Here is a 21419-nt window from a genome sequence, read left to right as displayed (position 1 = left end):
ACTAGGGGTTTTAACAGTTGGTAATGCTCTCTCTATAAATATATTTATACAAATAGCCCTCCTACCTATTAAAGTTACTTCTTTTCTCATCCAGCCATAGAATACTAGTGACGCCTCTTGGATAATATTTACTTCCACTTATTTCACCGGAAATAATTTGATCACTCCAACTCCAAACAGATAACGTTGGATGAGTTAACCATTCAACATGAGTATGATCAGATTTTTCGCCTTTTTCATCCCACTTTAGTCCAAGGATTTCACGAGCAATAAACTGAGATAAATAGATTTTACTTAGCCATGAATTATTACTAGTCGATGAAATTTTCCAGCCTCCGTTTTCAAATAAGCAAACACCTTTCACTAATACTGTTTCTAAGTGCCTCTTTAAAGCTCTGATATAAGATCCAAATCGTCCATTTGTGCTAAGGGCTTCCTTACAGTTCATGTAATATGGAAAGACTAGCCCTTCAATGGCAGGTATAATTTTTGAATCGTTCTCCTCTCCGACAACCGCCGGTATGTATCCAGCTTCTGTAACAAAGCTAACGATTGATTCAGCACACTTTTCGGCCTGATTACCTGCAACATGTGCAAGAGAATCTTTACCATGTTCAGCAAAAAGCTTTTCAAGAGCTATATATGATGCCCAGCACTTCCCAGCCATATATATATTATTTCTTGCCTGACCTAAAGAGACATCTAAACTATCGTAAGTTGTGATTTCTGCACCACCCATTACCCTAGATGAATCTAATCCCATGATACCATTTCGATTTTCCGGTACTGGATGATCTCTATTTAATAAGCTCTCCAGGCATTTCTCAAAGATTACCATATTATTATTTAACCATTCTTTATCACCTGTTTGTTCAATATAAACAGCTCCGCATAGTATCCAGTTAACCAATTGTTCATGGGTCATATGGGAGAAGCAACCATCTAATCCATATAATTCATAGGAAGAATATCTGGGTCTTGAGATCGTGCCTGCCACACCCATATCATGGGTAAAGCTAATGCCTCCAGGATACTCCAATTCATCATTTGGGAAACGCACGTTATCTTCATAGCTAAATCGTTTGACAAACATATCTAATTCATTTTTAACAGTCCATGGGTTCATCTTTAATTCAAAGAATAATTGATCGACCGTTAAATCAAATGTGTTCATCATACGATATTCACCTTCATTCACAACCCAAAAAGGTTCTCCCTCTAAATCCAGTAATTGAGTACAACCATAATAACTCCTTATCGAATGTGACATCATAAACTGTTGATCATCTGATAAGTGATCCGCTTGTTGCACAAGTTGATTCGAATCTTCTGCACGTTTTATGATCATTTCTTTATGGGTAAGTGAATACTCTGCTACTTCTTCAATGTTGTGAAAAAATCGAGTATAAAAATAAGTGGCATCCATACCTGCAGTTACATACCCAGAGCGATAAAAACAAATAGCAAACGTATACGTCCTTTTTACTCCTGCAGGAACATCCATGACTAATGCTCCAATTGGGCCAAGTCCAAATGTCCAATTTTCTTCAAATGGAGTCGTTAAGATATTCTCTAAGCTAAAGTGCATAGCAGACTTAACTTCTTTGTCCGATGAAACAATCGCTGTCAGACGCCCTTGCCCAACACCAGAAATTCCATCACACGTATCATCGATTCGTCTCATCGAACTATATGGGTCACTTCCTTCGTAACCAAAAAATGCCCTTCTCGTTTTATTCCCTTTTGTATTATCAATGGTTAATTGTGCAATGACAGCAGGAACAATGGTTAACTTAAGTTCCTCATCACTACCTACTCCAGGTTCGGGAACAGAGCTTGCTTGTGAAAAAATGGTAAAGCTTAGATCACCAGCAGACCAAGTATCTGTTCCTAACCTGAAATCTCGCTTTACCTCTTCTCTTGAAAAAGGAAAAATGATTTTAGGTTTATTAGGGGTTGGGTCTGGATTTTCAATATTATATCGTTTACTTTCATCCTCCCCAAAATCAAAAAAAGGTAGTGCTTCATATACTCCATTTTTCTCGAGTGATTCGACACCGATAAAAATATTTTTACGTGGGGAACGCCCTAATTCCAAGTCAAGACCTCCACCACTACCCGGAAACCCAAGAGTAAAACTAGAGAATGCTCCGATTGGTGAGTGATGTGCATTAAAAAACATATTCTTACTCATGTTATCCCCCTACTTTCTTTTAAAATTTATCCCTTCACTGCCCCAGATGCAATGCCTTCAACAATTTTATTACTTAAAAATAGGAAGGCGATTAAGATTGGTAGAATACTAATAACTAATGTAGCTCCGATAGCGCCCCAATCGGTCGCATATTGGCCGATAAAATTCTGTATTCCTACAGTCAATGTTTTCAGCTTATCAGAACTAATAAACGTATTAATAAACACAAATTCATTCCAGTTATAAATCATATTAATGATGACTGTAGTTGATATAACGGGCATCGTCATAGGCAAGGTGATTTGGAAAAAGATTCTGTGTACAGAACAACCGTCCATGACAGCAGCTTCTTCTATCTCTCTGGGCAACGTATAATAAAAACCTAGCAGTATCATGATGGTTAATGGAAGATTAAACGCAGTATACGTCAGAATAACCGCTAAGGGATGATCAATTAAATTTATGGTTAAGAAGAAATTAAATAATGGGATAAGGGTTGAATGAACAGGTATCATAATTCCTACCATAAATAAGCCAAGTACAAGCTTATTAAACTTCCACTGCATACGGGTAATGGCAAACGTTACTAAACTAGCCGAAATAACAGTAAGTATGACCGACACAGCTGTAATCCATACACTATTGAAGAAGTATAGACTAATATTTCCTTCTGTCCATACAGTTACATAGTTTTCCCATTTTGGATTTGCAGGTAATGAAAATGGAGAAGCGTTAAACACCTCTTGGTTATCTTTAAGTGAGAAGAAAATGAGCCAAATTAATGGATAGATTTGAAGGAAAGCAATAATCCCTAACACGAAATACAGGATCCCAAATCCGATTTTGGATAGTACATTTACAATAGGTGTGTGTGTTTCTTGTACAGGTCTTATATTTACCTTTTGCTTAGCTGTTTCCAATTTCATCATTCCCCCCTAATATTGAATTTCATCTTTTGTTTCAGTTAGCTTTCTAATCAGCCAAGTGACAATTAGACAAATTACTAATAAGAAAAATCCAATTGCACTACCATAACCAAAATCATAGCTAGCAAACGCTTTTTGATACATATAGGATGCCATTACTTCACTAGATCCATTGGGTCCTCCGCCAGTCATCACATAAATTAAGTCAAAATATTTTAATGAACCCACTATGGCCAAAACAATTGTTACTTTAATCACGCCTGAGATAAGTGGGAGTTTAATTTTATAGGCAATTTGAAAAGGCGATGCACCATCAATCTTAGCTGCTTCAATGATGGTTTCCGGTATATTTTTGAGGGCGGCATAATAGATCAATATATAAAATCCGGCATATTGCCAAATAATCGGGACAAATATAGCGAGTAAGACGAGCTTAGGCTCAGCTAACCATGATGGTGGATCATCCACTCCAAGCGATGAAAGTAAACTATTCAACAATCCATTCGATGGATGGTAAATCTTTAGCCAAAGCTGAGCGATTGCCACTGAAGATAATAACATTGGAAGCAAATAGATTTTCCTGAGAAGGTTAGCACCTTTTATTTTTCCAGCTAGAATCAGTGAAATAGCCAGATAGCCTATCAAACTAATGGCTGAAAAAGCAGCTAATAAAAAGGAGTGGAAAGCACTATTCCAAAATAATTTATCTTTTAATAGCTTGATATAATTATCTAGCCCAATAAATGACATATCCCCAATACCATTCCACTTCATCAATCCGTAATACCCTGTTAATAAAATCGGGATGTAGATTAATAGCATGATTAATAAAAGGGCAGGTAATACGTACATTGCAATGATGAATTTATTGGACATGACCTTATTCATCGTTTCATCCCCTTATCTATAACAGATTGATAGATTCCTCTTGAACAATATGAGGAAAGGACATATCAAGAAAAATCGATATGTCCTTTTTTAAACATCTCTTTTTATTATTGATCGTTTTCAAGAGCTTCTTCATGTTTTTTAGCAAAATCCTCTGGAGTTATTTGCTGACCAAATAAGGATTGAATCATGTTTAAGTGCTCTTGTGCAACAGATGGGCTCATTTGAACGTCAGCATATAAAGTGATATTACTTGCATTACTTAGCTCATTTAATACATCAATGTACATTTGTGGTAAGTCAATGGATGAGGTATCAACCTTTGTAGCAGGGATTACACCTGCATCTGTAACAGATCTTTCACCCCATTTTTCTACAAAGAATTTGACAAATTCTTTTGCTTCCTTTTTTACCTTTGAATTCTCTGCTACGAACAATCCAACTCCTGGGCCACCAACAAAGCTATTGATGTCACCCTTTCCACCTGAAACGGTTGGAAACTTAAAGAAACCAATGGAATCTCTAAATTCTTGTGGAACGTCCTCATTTGTCGTATAGTTCGGTAATTCCCATGACCCCATTAAATACATCGCTGCTTGCTCATTCATAAATGGGCCTTTTGCTTCATCATTCGAAAGTCCATTAAACCCTTTAACAAAGGCATTCATATCTACTAACTTCTGAATTTCTTCAGCTGCCTTTACTAAAGCTGGGTCTTCAAACGTTCCTGTGCGATTAATCGCATTTGTTAATGTTTGTGGACCACCAAATCGATCTGCTAAATACATATACCACATTGAGCCCGTCCATCGGTCCTTATTTCCTAATGCAATTGGTGCAACATCATTTTCTACTAGGGTCTTGACCACCTTCACAAAATCATCGTACGTCTGTGGTGCATCTAAACTGTACTCATCAAATATTTTCTTATTATAGTAGATTGGTGCAATATTTAATTCAAGTGGAAGACCATATGTTGTACCATCTATAGCATATGCTTCAGTTGTTCCTGAAATAAACGAATCACCTAATCCTCCATCCAATAGATCATCTAATGACGCAAACATATCCCCGTCAACATACGGTTCTAGGAATCCAGCAGCCCATGTCATCCCTACATCTGGAAGTTCGTTAGACGCTGCCAATACTTTTAGTTTTTCTTTATATTGCTCGTTTGATAAAATCTCCGTTTCAATCGTAACGTTCGAGTTCTCTTTCACATACTCTTCAATAATATCTTCGACAATCATATGGTGTTGTTTTGAACTCCCTGATGGCCATAAGTGCATTAATTTTATCGTTACTTTTTCCCCACTTGAAGAAGTACTACTTTCTTCTGAGCCAGAGCACCCAGCTAGCATAAGTGATAGTACAAGAGCTAGCAGAGCGAGTATTGAAAACGCTTTCTTTTTCTCCAAAATAATATCCCCCTTTTTAAGTCAGATCCTTTACCATTTAATCTTACCACTGACAATTTAAGGGAGTAAGGTAACAACCATTAGGAAAAAGTATAAAATTTTTGGATTCTTCAGAATGTTATTTCTTTTTATACTGACTTGGAGTAAGCCCTTCATATTCCTTAAAAATTTTATTAAAATACTTAGGTGTCCGGTAGCCCACTAATTCAGCAATTTCACTAATTGATAAACATGATGTTAATAGTAAATTTTTTGCTTTTTGAATTCGACATCTTGTCACATACTCACTAAAAGTCATGTTCGTATGCTCTTTAAAAAGTACACTAAAATAACTTGCATTTAAATGAACTTGCTTTGCCACTTCTGTTAGGCATAACTTTTCATGATTACTCATATTATCTTCCACAAATTTAATTGCTCTTTTTACTTGGCTATCTATCTGATCTTCCATTTTTATATTCACTAATTGGTCATCCACTACTCTTTCAATCATATCAACTCTTTCGCGCTTTTGTTCAATTTCTAAAGCCTTTTCAACCTCTATAATTAATTTTTGCTTATCTATCGGTTTCAACAAATAATTAACAACTCCAATCTCAATAGCTTCCTTCGCATAATTAAAATCGGAGTGAGCTGAAATAATAATGACAACCGGAAATTGATGTTTTTCTTTTAATAGTTTGAGCATTTCTAAACCTGTAGTTCCTGGCATACAAATATCGGTTATAATTAAATGAACTTTTTCATTATTTAAAACTTCTAGAGCGGAATTTGCATGATCTGTTGAAACAATTTTATACTTTGATAATGCCCATGACTCTAATGTTTTTTTTAGGCCCTGTCTTGTTACCGGTTCATCATCAACAATTAAAATTGTCTTTTGCATGAACAATACCTCCAGTTAATGGTATTTCAAAAGTAAAGCACGTCCCTTTATTCACTTCACTTTCTATTTGGAGAAGCTCGATATCCTCGTTAGGATAATAAAGCTGAAGCCTCTTGTATACATTGGCTAATGCTATTCCCTTCCCCTTCGAAACGCTACCACTACCTGATTCCATCAGATTACTTACTCTATTTAACGTTATTTCGTCCATTCCTTGGCCATCATCTATTACTTTACATACGAGGTTATTAGATGTGAATGAACGAGTGATGGAGATCGTAATCATTGTCTCCTCAGATTTATTACCGATACCATGGACGATGGCATTTTCAACCAATGGCTGAATTAAGAGTTTCGGAATTTGGACAAGCTCATATTCTTCTGGAACATGAATGGTCCAAGAAAAACGGTCGAGTCTAAATTTCATGATATGCATGTACTTTTCAATATGATTGATTTCTTGTTTAATTGTGACCCACTCGTCTTTCATATTGTGATCGATTGTATATCTGAAAAGGTCTGACATAGATATTATCAAATCTGCCAATTGTTCCTCTTCTTTCTCCACTAAGGACCAGTAAAGAGCATTTAATGTATTAAATAAAAAGTGAGGATTAATTTGTGATTGTAACGCTTTTAGCTCTGTTTTACTTCTAATGAGTTCTTTTTCATACACTACCTGTATGAGATGATTGATTTCCTCTGCCATTTGATTATACGTACGATTAAGCTCGTTGATCTCAATGGTAGATGAGACGCCTCTATTTAATCTCAGCTCCTTCTTTCCACTATCTTTCATTGCCTGAGTTAGTTTGAAAATTGGCCTTGTAATGATTGTAGAGAGAAAATAGGAAAGGATAATAAATAATAAAAATCCAAAGATACCTGTCAAAAATGTTGCTGTGCGTAGGACGGATACACCCTCCATTAGCTTTTTCACAGGAGTTAGAATAACAAGTGTCCACCCAGTTTTATTAGAATGCTGCTTGACAACCATGTAATCGGTTTCATTTATCGTTATGATGGATTGTGTTTCGTTGACAATCTTTTGTATTTCCCCTGGAAAGTTAGTCGTAATAGGTACATGATCTTTATCTAACAAAATCATATAGTCATGATGCTCGGAGTCTTGATTCGAGCCTAGTGGCTGAAAATAAGATGGATTAATATGTGCAACTAAATATCCCCCTGTAGAATAAGAATGATCAATCAAACTTACTCTCCTAATTGTCAAGAAATGATTAGGGTAGTTCAGATCTTTCCCAACCCACACGAGTCCCCCTTTTTCTTCTTCAGCTAGCTTAATCCATTCCATAGCTAATCGATTCTTTAGGTTAACATCATCTAAAGGAATAACTTTAGATAAATCTTTTGAATATAGCTCCAGAGACGTAATCCCATTCGAATAAATTTGAAACTTATTAATCTCATCCATTAAGGATTGTCTTTCATTGAATGAGGGAGCATCCTTCATGGGGTTACTTGATAACATTTGTTGTATCTTCGAGTTCGTTGCGACTTGGATTGTAAACAGATTGATTTGCTGATATAACGATTCCATTCTACCGGTTGCTTCAATCGCTGTTTGCTGCATTTGTTTCTCAGCTTTATCAGTTATTAAATCTAAAACAATCACATATGTCATTGCTCCTACAACAAAAAGGACAGTCACCATTGCAAATAGGTAGACAATTAGAATTTGATTCCGTAAGGTATTGTGTCTATTCAAAATCGTCTTCAATGCTCTCATCCTCTCAGGAAGCAAACCTCTGTATAGGCAATTAATAGAATCTTGGCTGCATCAAAACAGCTTTTCTTCGCTAGACTATATTGCTTTATTAAAAATTCAAGCTTTATCCTAAGACTCCTGCTTGTCGACTGAGAACATACGTTATATTATATAGTTTCAAATCTAATTTTAGTTTTTGATGTGTACTCCTTATTTCTATCTAATAGATAGGAAGGGAAATCTGGATGATTAATCATATTCGGCGGCTTTTGAGTTTCGAGACATAATCCAAGGTATTTTTTAGACTTCGTTCCTCTTATGAAATGAACCCCACCAAGACTATTTCCAGTATATAGGACGACTGATGGTTCATCTGTTTCCATTACTAATCTTCTTCCACTTTCTTTATCCATTAAGATAATCTCCTTTTGATTATTCGTACTCAGTAGGAAAGGATGATCATACCCTCCTTTAGCCACTCTCATTTGAGGATCATTTGATTCGATTCCAGTGGATAATGTTTGCCCTTGCCGAAAATCAAATACAGTCCCTTTAACAAACAATGAATTTCCAGTTGGAATGAGGTCTTCATCAAGCTCTAGATATCGCTCACTTTTTAAAGTTAATTCATGGTCTAGGATTGTTCGTTTCAAATCTCCACTTAGGTTGAAGTATGAGTGGTTTGTTAAATTTACAACTGTTTTTTGATTAGATATAGCTCGATATGAGATGATTAATTCAGAGCTATTCGTAACCGTATACGTGACGTTTGTATATAAGTTACCTGGAAAACCATTTTCTCCATTCGGACTATTGTAGGAGAACTTAATGCTCACCTCATCTGTATCGCATTGTATGGTTGAATCCCATATTACTTGGTCAAAACCTTTTGGTCCCCCATGCAGATTATGCTCTCCATGGTTCTTAGGTAAACCGTACAATACATCATCTATCATAAGGCTTGCACCTCGAATTCTTCCCGCGACTCTACCTATAACGCAACCAAAATAACTTGATTGGGGAATATACTCCTCCAACGAATCAAATCCCAATACTATGTTTTCTACTTTTCCATATTGATCTGGTGCCAAAATTTCCGTAATAATACAACCATACTCGATACATGTTAATTTAAATCCACGATCAGTTAAAATAGAATAGGACTTAACTGGCTTTCCGTTAATAGTGCCGCAAATGCTTTCTATAACCTTCATAGATCACCCTCATTTCAGATATGTATATCGTTACTTTTACTCTTCTCGGCTTCGAAAACTCTTTAAATGTCCACTTAACTTCTGTGTTTGCTTGTAAACTTCCTTATAAAGTGAATATAACTGTTTATATTTCTCAACATTTTCGGAAATTGGTTCATATATTTTGTAAGGTTGTATGAGTTGTTCTACTCCTTCTTCTAATGTGGTAAACCAGTTACAACCGAACGCTGCTAACATTGCTGCACCGATTGCTGAACCTTGTTCATTATTCAATACAACCACTTTCGCATTAAAGACATCTGCCTGAATTTGGAGCCATGTTTCACTTTTGGCTCCCCCACCTATAGATATAATCGTATCAATCGTTTTACCGTGTAGACGGAGAATTTCAATCGATTCCATAAGTGAGAATGTAATTCCTTCAATTACCGCTCGTGTAAAATCATCTCTTCTATGAGAAGCATCAATCCCGATAAAACTTCCTCTAATAAGCGAGTCGGCATGTGGTGTCCTTTCACCTACTAAATAAGGAGTAAAAAGAAGTCCATTAGCTCCAATTGGAGCATGAGCAACTCCATTTAGTAGCGTGTTGTAATCATTGTCTTTGGCAAAAGTTTCTTTAAACCAACTCAAACTATACCCTGCGGCTAAAGTGACCCCCATCGTATAAAAAGCATTTTCCTTACCATGGTTAAAATAGTGGACCTTCCCATTAAAATCTCGATCTTTCTTTTCCTCATAGGAAAGAACGACCCCTGAAGTTCCGATACTACAGAGAGTCTTACCCTCTGACAAAATCGATGCCCCTATTGCTCCACAAGCATTATCAGCTCCACCAGCAAATACTTTAGTTAATGGGGATAACCCAGTCCTCTCTGCAAATGTCATTGTAAGTTCTCCTACACAATCATGTGACTCAACAAGAGGAGGACATATTGCTATATTAAGCCCAACTAGATGACAAATTTCCTCACTCCATTTTTTTTCAGCAACGTGCAATAATAGTGTTCCTGCAGCATCTGAATATTCACTATGTATATGTCCGGTCATTATAAACCGCAAGTAATCTTTGGGCAGCATAAAAACAGAAGTTTCCTTTAGTACATCCGGTTCATGCTGCTTCACCCATAATAGCTTAGGTAAAGTAAAGCCTTCTAATGCTGGATTTTTCGTTATTTGTAACAGCTGCTCCTCTCCAACTAATTTGTTGATTTCCTTACATTGTTCAGTTGTTCTTGTATCATTCCAAAGAATGGCATTTCGCAATACATTATGTTCTTTATCAAGTAAGACAAGTCCATGCATCTGACCAGAAAAGCTTATTCCTTCTATTGAGTTAACATCACCTTGAAATTGACCAACAAGCTCTTGTAAACCCTCAATCGTCCGTTCAATCCATTCCCTTGGATCCTGCTCACTATACCCGTCCTTTTCCTGAATTAGAGGATAGTCTTTAGATACCTCCAAGCAAATTTCCCCTGATTTAGTAAGTAAGACTATTTTTACAGCACTCGTACCAAGGTCAATTCCAATTACATATTTCATACCCACACCCCTTATCATTGTTTGAAAAGATGTTGTCCACAGTTCTTCACGGAACGTATATCTGAAAGTCTATCATTCTAGGAAAAATGCTGGATCACTTTTATGTAGTCCAGCATTAACGTTATTATCCGCGATAAGCATCTATTAAGTATTTATTTAGAATAGCCTTTAAGTTTTCTTGTCTACCTGACTTATTTTCAATCTTATCAATTCCAAGGGCATATTGTTCTAATTGATGGAAGTTTGTCTTTCCTTCCATAATATCAAGTCCAATACCTTCTTTATAACTGCTATAACGATCTTCGATAAAGTGATCAAATACCTTATCATCTATTAATCTTTGTGCAACTTTCGCACCGACTGCAAAACTATCCATACCGGCAATGTGAGCTAAAAACAGATCCTCTGGATCAAAAGAACCTCTTCTAACTTTAGCATCAAAGTTTAATCCACCTCGACCGAGACCATCATTTTTTAAAATCTCATACATCGCTAATGTGGTAGAATACAAATCTGTTGGGAATTCATCTGTATCCCATCCTAATAAAGTATCACCTTGATTTGCATCAACCGAGCCTAGCATACCGTGAATACGAGCTACGCGTAATTCATGTTCAAATGTATGACCTGCCAGCGTTGCATGGTTAGCCTCAATATTAAACTTGAAGTAATCCTTTAACCCGTAGTTTTGTAAGAAAGAGAGACCTGTTGCCACATCAAAGTCATACTGATGCTTCGTTGGTTCTTTTGGCTTTGGTTCGATTAGAAATTGACCATCAAAGCCAATTTCCTTTGCATAATCAACAGCCATATGAAAAAATCGAGCTAGATTATCAAGTTCAAGCTTCATATCTGTATTAAGTAAGGTTTCGTATCCCTCACGTCCACCCCAGAATACATAATTTTGAGCCCCTAATTCTTTCCCAATCTCTAGTCCCTTCTTCACCTTAGCGGCAGCGTAAGCAAATACTTCTGCATTTGGTGATGTTGCTGCTCCGTTTAGCCATCTAGGATGAGAAAACATATTAGCCGTATTCCAAAGCAATTTCGTTTTACTCGTTTTTAAGTTCTCTTTTATGATTCCGACGATTTCATCTACATTTTGGAAGGTTTCTCTTAAACTATTAGACTCTGGAGCTATATCAGAATCATGAAAGCAGAAGTAGGGTACATTCATCTTCTCAAAAAATTCGAAAGAAGCCTCTACACGTGCTTTCGCCAAATCCATACCGGAAAATTTATTGTATGGCCTTACCATCGTACTTTGTCCAAACGGATCTGTTCCTTCTCCAGTAAAGGTGTGCCAATATGAAACAGCAAATCGGAATAGTTCCTCCATCTTCTCTCCATTAATTAATTCATCAGGATTGTAATATTTAAATGAAAATGGATTTGTAGAATTTGGGCCTTCATACGTTACTTGTTTGACATTACTGAAATAACTCATCATAAAACCCCCTAGAATACGTTTTTGAAATCGGTTCCATTACATTGAATTATAACAACGCAAACTTAGTTTGTCGAGTGAACAAACTAAGTTTTTAAAATCTTTAATTTTGTGGTATAAAAGAAAAGAACGATTATATTTTTTCTTATAGTTAAGGGGCTTATGATATGAAATGGGATCAACAAGTTGGAAAAGCAAATAATAAACAACAAATATTAACCATCATTAAGAATGATGCACCTATTTCTCGTGCAGAGATTGCTAGTAAATTAGGGTTAACAAAAGGAACGGTGTCCTCTCTTATCAATGAATTGCTAGAAGCTCATCTTTGTTACGAAATTGGTCCAGGTGAATCTAGTGGTGGCAGACGCCCCGTGATGTTATTGTTCAACGAGCATGCTGGTTTTACAATTGGAATTGATCTTGGTGTCAATTATATCCTCGGAGTACTTACAAATTTAAATGGGGAAATCATCGAAGAACAAAAAACTTGGTTAAAAGATGTAGAATTTAATCATTCAGTGAAGCTCGTAAAGGAAATGGTCCACCTTCTACTCCAATCAGCACCAAACAGTCCATATGGTGTTATTGGAATTGGAATCGGTGTTCCTGGCATTGTGAACAAAGACGGTCAAATATTACTTGCACCAAATTTAGGTTGGAAAAATATAAGCATTAAAGATGAGTTAGAGAAAGAATTTAATCTTCCTATAATCGTTGAAAATGAAGCCAATGCAGGAGCGTATGCAGAAAAGCAATTTGGAGCAGGAAAGAGATATGAGAATCTTATCTACATTAGTGCTGGGATTGGGATTGGGGTAGGTTTCATCTTACACAATGAGCTATACCGTGGTTCGAGCGGACTCGCAGGAGAAATGGGCCACATGATTGTCGAAGAAAATGGAACAGCTTGTAGCTGTGGAAGTAGAGGTTGCTTTGAGTTATATGCATCAGAACAAGCCTTAATAAAGGCTGCAAAGCTTCACCTAAATTCCAAAAAGGACCTCTCACTTGAAGATTTAATTGAGCTTGCTAGAACTGACAAGGGTATTAAAAATGTCTTTGATACGATAGGAAAATATCTTGGTATTGGCGTTAATAATATCGTGAATACCTTCAATCCTCAGCAAATTATTATTGGTAACCGTCTCGCGATGGCAAAAGACTTATTATATCATCCGCTTCGCCACTTTATTAATAACCATACGCTAACGCATAGCCTTGAGGATTTAGATATTAGTTTCTCTGAACTATCCATCTACTCTTCTGCTTTAGGCGTATCAGCATATGTTATTGATACGTTTCTCATAAGTACATTATTTGAGGAATTGAATGAGTCGAAGTGACCAGCACTCATTCACATGAACCCATTTTACCGTCACCAATATCGTACCTCCTCAAAATAAAGATAATAAAGTGAAACTTCAATCAGTGGAGGGTTTCCTCATCCCTCACTGATTGTTAGATGAGGCCCGCATGATGTGGGTCACACAGACGTTGCCACAGGATGTGTTCATATTATCGGGTTCTTACTGGCGCTTATCCCCCACTTAAACTTCTCGATTTCATCTAAAGTTTTGAAGTGGGGGGTCTTAGCGCCAGTTGGAGCGGGATAAAAAAATCCACCGCTCCTTCATACAATGGGAGCGGTGGATTTTTTACGTATCATCCTTTAGTTCGTGAATTGTGATTTTTCGCTATAAAATCGATTGCTTCCCTAGTCTCGTCCAAATGCTTTACAGTCTCTTCATACTCTTGTGAGGCTACACACATAAATAAAATATCGATGACGTGTAATTGTGCAATCCTTGAAGACGTTGCACCACTTCGGAAGGTAGGCTCCTTTGTTGCAGAAGTATATAGGCGATAATCAGCCTGGTTAGAAACAATGGATGATCCATATTTCGTTAGGCTAATCGTAACAGCACCTTTATGCTTTGCAAGTTCAAGTAGTTTGGCTACTTCTTGTGTTTGCCCTGAAAAGGAAATCCCAACAACAACGTCATCACTGCCAGTATTTGCAATAGCAGTCGCAGCCAAATGTAAATCAGAGAACGCATTGGCATATTTATTGATTCGGAGAAACTTTTGCTGGGCATCCTTGGCGATGATATTTGAAGCTCCAACACCAAAAAAGTGTATCGTCTTTGCTCGTTGTATAGCATTTACTGCTTTAGTCAACTCATCATTACTTAAAAGCTCTGACGTTTCGCGAATCGTATGAATACTATTATTCGTCATTTTTTCGATTATAGAACTAATGGATTCCTTTGGTTCAATGTCTCTAAACCCGTGTTCCTCTGTTTTATGTAAATCACCAGCAATCCGAAGCTTTAAATCTTGAAAACTTTTTAAGTCTAATGATTTACATAGTCTTATGACCGCTGCTCCACTCGTATTACTCCGCCTCCCTAATTCATTTGCAGTTAGGGAAATGGCCTCTTGGGGATGTTGGAGGATATATGAAGCGATTTTACTTTCAGAGGGTGGAAGCTTCGAAAGCATTTCCGAGAGCATGATAAGTCCACCATTCATGACTGACATGAGCACCACATCTTTCTATTTGCTATATATAGTTACTAAAATCATACAGGATTTTCATTTTTATAACAATTGATTCATTTTAAGGCTAGTGGTACTGAAATGAACTTGTATACTAACCATACAAGTTTATATACTTTTTTTCATAACATGGAATTTTCTTGTAATTTCAAAACCTGTTTTTTGATACAAATACCCAGCGGAAGTCTTCTCACCTGTCCATAAAAACCAAGCACCATGTAATCCTTCTGCTCTCATATGATGCAAGCATTCGTTAAGAAGGATTTTCCCCAATCCTTTTCCTTGTTGACCTGGATCCACTCCAAATGGTCCAAATCGATCAGGGACTCCTTCATACCCACCGTATATACAAAAACCTACTACCTTATCCTTTTCCCTTGCTACTAATATCCTTTCTAAAGGAAGACCTTGTAGTATACCTTCCCGAATCGCTCTGCCCCAATCAGGATTAAATGTGACATTGGCGAATTGAATGACTTCATAAAGATCCTTATCCATTGCCATTTCAAACGTATAGCCCTCTTCTAGTCTCTGCTTCTTCAGTTCTTTCACAGACTGTGGAATGTTGAATCCAACTATATTTCGATCCATTGCAACGGGTGAATACAGCGTTTGAAAGCCGTGCTTTTGCAAAAAAGCATACGCTTCTGGATACGTATGTTCATCAATACCAGGTAGGATATAATTAGGAGCATAAGAAGCAAAGAATACATTAGCCCTACCTTGTTCTCGTAAAAATTCAATAGCTTCACAGATTAATTGGCTACCAATACCAGCCTTTTGATACGTTGGATGAACAAAAAAGAAAGGTATCCAGCCGTTTTCAGTCTCTAATTCAGTTCCAAACATTGGTAATAGTCGTCTTACGCTATATACACACCCTACTAGCATGTCATCTTCATAGGCTAAACGTAACCCCATAGGGTCAAAGTTTGCATCTAATAAAACTAAGTTTCGAAACCTTTTTGAAGTGATGGGATCATTTGGTAAACATTCATTCCAAAGTGCGACAAGTTTCTTTTCATCCCCTGATTGATACGTTCGATATGCGATCATCCTACAACACCTCTCCATTTCTACCTATATAGTAAATACGATTTTTTCTGCTTTTGAAAGAATTCAACATCTTGATCACAGGTGTTCAAGAATTCGTCAGTTCTTCCTTGCAAAATGTCTTTTCTAAGTTCATCTGTTCCTGCTAGTAAATCAAAAAAATATCTGTCACCATGTTGGACAAACTCAAACTCGTTCGGATACATCTCTGCTATTGTTTCTAAAAGGAGAAGCCCTGTTCTTAACGAATCGACCTCATCTCGTTTCACGACATGAAGCTGTACCCCTGCACATACTTGATCCTTATATTTTTGATAGACTGGTTTAAAGGAGGTAGGTCGTGCAATTACTCCATTTATAGTAACGGTATTTAATCGTCTAGCTAGCTTATATCCATCGATAAAAGGTGCCCCAATGTACTCAAATGGTTTTGTTGTACCTCTACCTTCTGATAAATTGGTTCCTTCTACTAAGCAAGTGCCAGGATATAAAATACACATATCCATTCCCGTTGTATTCGGAGAAGGAGGAACCCAATACAAGCCTGTTTGATCATAATACATATCACGGCTCCAGTCCTCCATTTCTACAACAATTACTTCACAATTTATACCCATTTCATGCTTAAAAAATAGAGCCAACTCTCCAACAGTCATTCCATGTCGATTCGGAATCGGATAAAGACCTACAAAGGAGCGAAACGATTCTTTCAACAAATTTCCCTCTACGTGATTGCCGGAAATAGGATTAGGTCGATCTAACACCACAAATGTTTTTCCAAATTCAGCACAAGCTTCCATCACATATGCCATTGTATAAATAAAGGTATAGTAGCGAGAACCAATATCCTGTAGATCAAATACGATAACATCCACATGTTGTAGCATAGCTTCACTTGGTTTTTTTGAATTTCCATATAAGCTATAAACAGGTAACCCCGTATACGGATCAATAGAGGATTCTACTTTTTCGCCCTCATTGGCATCCCCGCGAATTCCATGCTCTGGTCCATATAATGCCACTAGGTCAATTTCGGGATGTTCATGAAATAGATCAATGGTAGGGACTAAACTCTCATTTACCCCTGTTAAATTCGTTACTAAACCAATCTTCTTTCCTATAAAAGGCTTATAATGTTTGGTTAAAAATAAATCGATTCCAAGTCTCATTACGTCACCACCCCTTCTATATAAATCAAGTAGGATTGAAAAATAGTATAGTTAGTTTTCCGTGCTATTATCTAACGGAAATGATTTTTGGGCTATCCATATTAACACATAACTCATGAATGCCCCGCCAATAAATAAGATTAATATATGAAAGTAGTACAGTACTATAAGTATAAGTATGCTACCAATTATCATGACAAGAGTCGTAAGTGGTCTGCCAAGCGCCATGATAAATGAATGTTTAATGTAATCGATTGTTTTATAGTCAAAATGTACAAATACAGGAAATATGTAAAGTAATGTAGCAAAATAGACAATGAGAAGAAAAAAGAACAAAAATGAAAGTAATTGGAACAAAAGTTGGTCAGAGGACTGAAAAAAACGAAGGTCAATATATAAAATAAGACCTAGAATAAGTAAGAGGAAACCGATATAATTGGCTTGCAAAAAATATCGTTTATAGTTTCCCCAAAACATGTTAAATAAAGGAGTATCCTCTTTACCATTGAGCCATTCCCTTATAACAGTAAACATAGCTGCAGTGGAAGGGAAGAAACCAGCAATCCCGAATCCGACTAGTATAAATAGAATCCATAATAGATTTATAAACATTAACCTTGTTACAAATTCAGCTACTTCATACAATTTTCTTATCAACCCTTCTACTCCCATTGCCGTTCTCCTCTTTGATTGTATTTCTAATAAGGATATCAGCCCCAACACTTAAATAAGTTGGGGCTGTCATATAATTTTATTACATGAATGATTCTTTATTTTGCATCCGCAAAGCGATCATACGCTGCTTGATGAATAGAAACTAGTTCTTCTACACCTAACCCTTTAAGAGTGTTCACATATTTATCCCACTCATCGAATGAAGCACCACCAGAGACAAATTTCGCTTCCATTTGCTCGATATAGCTATCAATATCTGGTCGTAAAGTATTTACAGTATTCTGCTCATCCATTGTTAAATAAACTTGCGGGAACGGAACTTCCACGTGAGGCAAATACTCTTCCTCTACCCAACCTGCAATTTTATGAATGGTTGGATTATCCTCTTTTAAGAAGAAGTCATTATCAATTACCATCGGAATTGGTGTACCAGCACCTGGGGCGTCTTGTGCATTTGCTTGAGTCGTATTCATCCCTTCTGGAGCCAATAGTCTCCAAGCGGATTTTGAGCTATCCGTCCACTCCCAGTTTTTCCCCTCCACCCCTAATCTTGCAAGAATGGATCCTTCCTCTGAGTACAGATGATCAATCCAACGCATTGTTGCTTCAGGGTGTTCATTTTCATTTGTAATAGCAAAGCGGCCTCTTTTAATTTCTGATATTTTCGTGACGATTTTCTTATCATTAACTGGACTTGTTAATGCAGGAAGTAAAGGATATTTTGCAGCTTCCGTAACATCAGCAAAACCTATCATTACGATCGGCCATGTTGGGAAAACACCAACCTTATTTTCAGCCCCCTTCGCAACGTATTGCTCCCAAGTATGTGAAAATATTTGTTGATCTAACAGCTTTTCATTATACAGTCGGTTTAAAAACTGTAAATATGCCTTATATTCATCTTGAATAAATGCAAACTTAACCTCTCCATCTACTTCAGTGATACCGCTTGATTGATTAATACCAAAGGCAGGTAACAAATTAAATCGTAGCTCTTTAATACTAGATGCCGAAAGTGGAATTTCATCGTCAACACCATTTTGATTTGCATCCTTAGCTTTAAAATCTTTAAATAATTGATACAATTCTTCAGTTGTTTCTGGTCTATCGGCTCCTAGATTTTCTAGCCAATACCCATTCATCCAGATTAATGGTGCTTGGGAGTGACTTAAATTATCAATACCTGGCAAAGTGTAGATGTGTCCATCTGGAGCTGTAATAGATGCCTTTAGATCAGGGTATTTTTCCATCACTTTTTGTAAATTTGGTGCATACTTTTCAATCAAATCCTCCAATGGAATTAACAAGCCTTGTGATCCATAGTCAACTTCTTCATTTGCAGTAAATTGACCTCCGAAAAATAAATCAGGTAGCTCTAAGCTAGAAAAAGCTAATTGCTTTTTCTGCTTAAACTGATCTGAAGTGGCTGTAATGAATTCGAAATCAATATTTGTAAGGGTATTCATTTCTTTAAAGAAGCCCATTTCCCCCCACGCTGGTTGAAGAGGAGATGCTTGCCCCATCATTTTTAACGTGATGGGTTCGTTTACAATTGGATAATTGGTTTTATTAAAATTCTCAGGCGGTTGATTTTGTTCCTTTGAAACATCCTCTTTTTCAGTACAACCTGCAAGTAAAGACATTGTAAGAATGGACGATAATAAAATCCCAGTCGTTTTTTTCATGGCCAATCTCTCCTATTCATGCTTTATTTTTGGAAAACAGTTGTGCAATTCGCAACATTCATTCCGTCTTTTATCACTCCCCTCACGAGGATATTATCTATTCTTTAATAGAGCCAATCATAACTCCCTTCAAGAAGAACCGTTGTAAAAATGGATAGATGATTAGTAAAGGGGCTGCAGATACAATCATGACAGCATATTTCACAATACTGGCAATTCTAGCTTGTTCTCCGATTGCCTGAATATCTGTTCCTTGCATCATCAGCTCAGTTGTCATTTGCTGTTGAATTAATATATCTCGTAAAAAAAGCTGTAGTGGAAACAGTTCTCGGTCGGAAAGAAAGATTAACCCATTAAAATAAGAGTTCCAGTGACCTACCCCATAAAACAACGACATTACTGCGATAATAGGGGCTGATAGTGGTAGAACAATCTGAAAAAAAGTTCTAAATACAGAGGCACCGTCTACCTCGGCAGCTTCCTCTAAACCTCGTGGAATCGTAACCTTAAAGAAGGTCATCGTCACGATGATGTTCCAAACAGATGCTGCACTTGGGATAACCATTGCCCAAATCGTATTTATCATCCCTAAATCTCTAACTAATAGATACGTAGGAATTAATCCTCCATCGAAAAACATCGTAAAAATTAGTAAACCCATGATGAAGCCTTTTCCTACTAATTCCTGTCTTGCAAGGGCATAGGCACAAGGTAACGTAACGGCTAGATTAATAAACGTACCAAGTAATGTATAGAAAATCGTATTCCTGTATCCAATCCATATATCCTTACTTTGGAAGACCCTTTTAAACCCTTCAAAGGTAATATCCTTTGGCAAAAGCCACATTTTTCCAGAGTTTACATAGCTAGGGTCACTAATAGAAGCACTAATAATATAGATTAATGGATATGTAATAATAATGATAAAGAACCATACTAACAGCTTGTTACAAATATCGAATATCTTATCGGATTTCGTCTCATTCATTGAAGATACTCCTTTACCATAAGCTCGTGCCTGTTCTTCTAGATAGTCGATTAAAGAAAACAAGGATAATGAGATTAATAATAGAATTAAACAAACCTACTGCAGTTGAATAGCTAAACTGTCCAGTTAAGATTCCTATATCATATACATACGTTTGAATGACTTGAGAAGCTTCTAGGTTCAATGGATTTTGCATCAGTAATATTTTTTCAAATCCTACAGACATAAAATTTCCCATGTTTAAGATTAGTAGAATGATAATCGTTGGTAGGATACCAGGTAAATTAATATGGATAATACGTTGCAATCTACTAGCTCCATCAACTTTTGCAGCTTCATGAAGCTGAGGATCAATCCCTGATAAAGCAGCTAAGTATATAATTGCTCCCCACCCAAGATTCTGCCATTCACCTGAAAATACATAAATCGTCTTAAACCATGCTGGATCTGTCATAAAATCGATTGGCTCAAAACCCAATAACTGGATAAAATGATTAATGATACCTGTCATCGGATCTACGAAGGCAATGATCATCCCGACGAAAACAACACCGGAAATAAAATGAGGGGCATAAGTAATGGTTTGTGCTAGTTTCTTAAATTTACTATCTTTAAGCTCATTTAAAGATAAAGCAACGATTATTGAAATTGGAAATAAGGCAAGTTGATATAAATTTATCGATAGCGTATTCCACATCAGGTCCCAGAAATAATAGGAGTTAAAAAACCTTATGAAATGATCAAACCCAATCCACTCACTTCCCCATATTCCTTTCGTCGCAACAAAATTCTTAAATGCAATTTGTACCCCATACATCGGGTAATACTTAAAAACAAGAAAATAGATTAATGCAGGTGTTAACAACACATAAAGTTGCCAATGTTTTCTCATTTTTTTTAGCTTTGTATGGCGTATCGTTACTTGAAGGGATGGATCAATAGAATTCGATACACGTAGATTTTTAGTTTGACTATTGCTAGTAGCTTTTGGGCTCTCCATCTAGTTGGCAACCCCTTTCTAACATAAGTGAAGAACATTG

At 36.7% G+C, this 21419-nt stretch carries 17 protein-coding genes; 1 reads left to right on the top strand and 16 read right to left on the bottom strand.

Going from position 1 to position 21419, the window contains the following annotated elements; all coding sequences use genetic code 11:
- Positions 1 to 61: 61 nt before the first annotated feature.
- From ACFSCX_RS02665 to xylA, 9 genes are all read right to left on the bottom strand, one after another.
- Entirely contained in the window at positions 62 to 2194 is a 2133-nt protein-coding gene (locus ACFSCX_RS02665; protein WP_377926555.1) for a glycoside hydrolase family 52 protein, read from the bottom strand.
- A 26-nt stretch (positions 2195 to 2220) separates the two neighbouring features.
- Complete coding sequence (locus ACFSCX_RS02660; RefSeq protein WP_377926554.1) at positions 2221 to 3120, bottom strand: carbohydrate ABC transporter permease; 900 nt, start codon at positions 3118 to 3120, stop codon at positions 2221 to 2223.
- Positions 3121 to 3129: 9 nt separating this feature from the next.
- Positions 3130 to 4008, bottom strand: coding sequence for a carbohydrate ABC transporter permease (locus tag ACFSCX_RS02655; RefSeq protein ID WP_377926553.1), 879 nt, complete (start codon positions 4006 to 4008; stop codon positions 3130 to 3132).
- 107 nt (positions 4009 to 4115) lie between these two features.
- The gene (locus ACFSCX_RS02650) at positions 4116 to 5369 is read right to left on the bottom strand and encodes an extracellular solute-binding protein (RefSeq protein WP_377927058.1); all 1254 of its coding nucleotides are present in this window, start codon (positions 5367 to 5369) and stop codon (positions 4116 to 4118) included.
- Between the two features lie 175 nt (positions 5370 to 5544).
- Positions 5545 to 6312: a response regulator transcription factor gene (locus tag ACFSCX_RS02645; RefSeq protein ID WP_377926552.1), complete on the bottom strand. Its 768-nt coding sequence runs from the start codon at positions 6310 to 6312 to the stop codon at positions 5545 to 5547.
- A complete protein-coding gene (locus tag ACFSCX_RS02640; protein ID WP_377926551.1) occupies positions 6287 to 8053 on the bottom strand; it encodes a cache domain-containing sensor histidine kinase in 1767 nt (588 codons plus the stop codon). Before ACFSCX_RS02640 ends, ACFSCX_RS02645 begins: the two co-directional genes overlap by 26 nt.
- Before the next feature lie 155 nt (positions 8054 to 8208).
- Positions 8209 to 9255, bottom strand: a complete 1047-nt coding sequence (locus ACFSCX_RS02635) for an aldose epimerase family protein (RefSeq protein ID WP_377926550.1) — start codon at positions 9253 to 9255, stop codon at positions 8209 to 8211.
- A 36-nt stretch (positions 9256 to 9291) separates the two neighbouring features.
- Entirely contained in the window at positions 9292 to 10800 is a 1509-nt protein-coding gene (xylB, locus tag ACFSCX_RS02630) for a xylulokinase (RefSeq protein ID WP_377926549.1), read from the bottom strand.
- Positions 10801 to 10924: 124 nt separating this feature from the next.
- Complete coding sequence (gene xylA / locus ACFSCX_RS02625) at positions 10925 to 12247, bottom strand: xylose isomerase (RefSeq protein ID WP_377926548.1); 1323 nt, start codon at positions 12245 to 12247, stop codon at positions 10925 to 10927.
- A gap of 167 nt (positions 12248 to 12414) precedes the next feature.
- On the opposite strand from xylA, the gene ACFSCX_RS02620 reads away from it, so the two are divergent.
- Positions 12415 to 13593: an ROK family protein gene (locus tag ACFSCX_RS02620; protein ID WP_377926547.1), complete on the top strand. Its 1179-nt coding sequence runs from the start codon at positions 12415 to 12417 to the stop codon at positions 13591 to 13593.
- Between the two features lie 319 nt (positions 13594 to 13912).
- Here ACFSCX_RS02620 and ACFSCX_RS02615 read toward each other — a convergent pair whose 3' ends face one another.
- From ACFSCX_RS02615 to ACFSCX_RS02585, 7 genes are all read right to left on the bottom strand, one after another.
- On the bottom strand, positions 13913 to 14791 hold the full coding sequence (locus tag ACFSCX_RS02615) for a MurR/RpiR family transcriptional regulator (RefSeq protein WP_377926546.1): 879 nt from the start codon (positions 14789 to 14791) through the stop codon (positions 13913 to 13915).
- A 126-nt stretch (positions 14792 to 14917) separates the two neighbouring features.
- On the bottom strand, positions 14918 to 15865 hold the full coding sequence (locus ACFSCX_RS02610; protein ID WP_377926545.1) for a GNAT family N-acetyltransferase: 948 nt from the start codon (positions 15863 to 15865) through the stop codon (positions 14918 to 14920).
- A 20-nt stretch (positions 15866 to 15885) separates the two neighbouring features.
- Complete coding sequence (locus ACFSCX_RS02605) at positions 15886 to 17031, bottom strand: exo-beta-N-acetylmuramidase NamZ family protein (RefSeq protein ID WP_377926543.1); 1146 nt, start codon at positions 17029 to 17031, stop codon at positions 15886 to 15888.
- 51 nt (positions 17032 to 17082) lie between these two features.
- The gene (locus ACFSCX_RS02600; protein WP_377926542.1) at positions 17083 to 17703 is read right to left on the bottom strand and encodes a YesL family protein; all 621 of its coding nucleotides are present in this window, start codon (positions 17701 to 17703) and stop codon (positions 17083 to 17085) included.
- A gap of 98 nt (positions 17704 to 17801) precedes the next feature.
- On the bottom strand, positions 17802 to 19391 hold the full coding sequence (locus ACFSCX_RS02595; RefSeq protein ID WP_377926541.1) for an extracellular solute-binding protein: 1590 nt from the start codon (positions 19389 to 19391) through the stop codon (positions 17802 to 17804).
- A gap of 97 nt (positions 19392 to 19488) precedes the next feature.
- Complete coding sequence (locus ACFSCX_RS02590; protein ID WP_377926540.1) at positions 19489 to 20379, bottom strand: carbohydrate ABC transporter permease; 891 nt, start codon at positions 20377 to 20379, stop codon at positions 19489 to 19491.
- Positions 20380 to 20392: 13 nt separating this feature from the next.
- Positions 20393 to 21379 carry an ABC transporter permease gene (locus tag ACFSCX_RS02585; RefSeq protein ID WP_377926539.1) on the bottom strand — a complete coding sequence of 329 codons (987 nt, stop codon included), beginning with the start codon at positions 21377 to 21379 and terminating at the stop codon, positions 20393 to 20395.
- Positions 21380 to 21419: the final 40 nt, after the last annotated feature.

The sequence above is a fragment of the Bacillus salitolerans genome, assembly GCF_042680805.1.
GTDB classification, from domain to species: domain Bacteria; phylum Bacillota; class Bacilli; order Bacillales; family SA4; genus Bacillus_CJ; species Bacillus_CJ salitolerans.
This window is presented reverse-complemented; position numbering and strand designations above follow the sequence as displayed.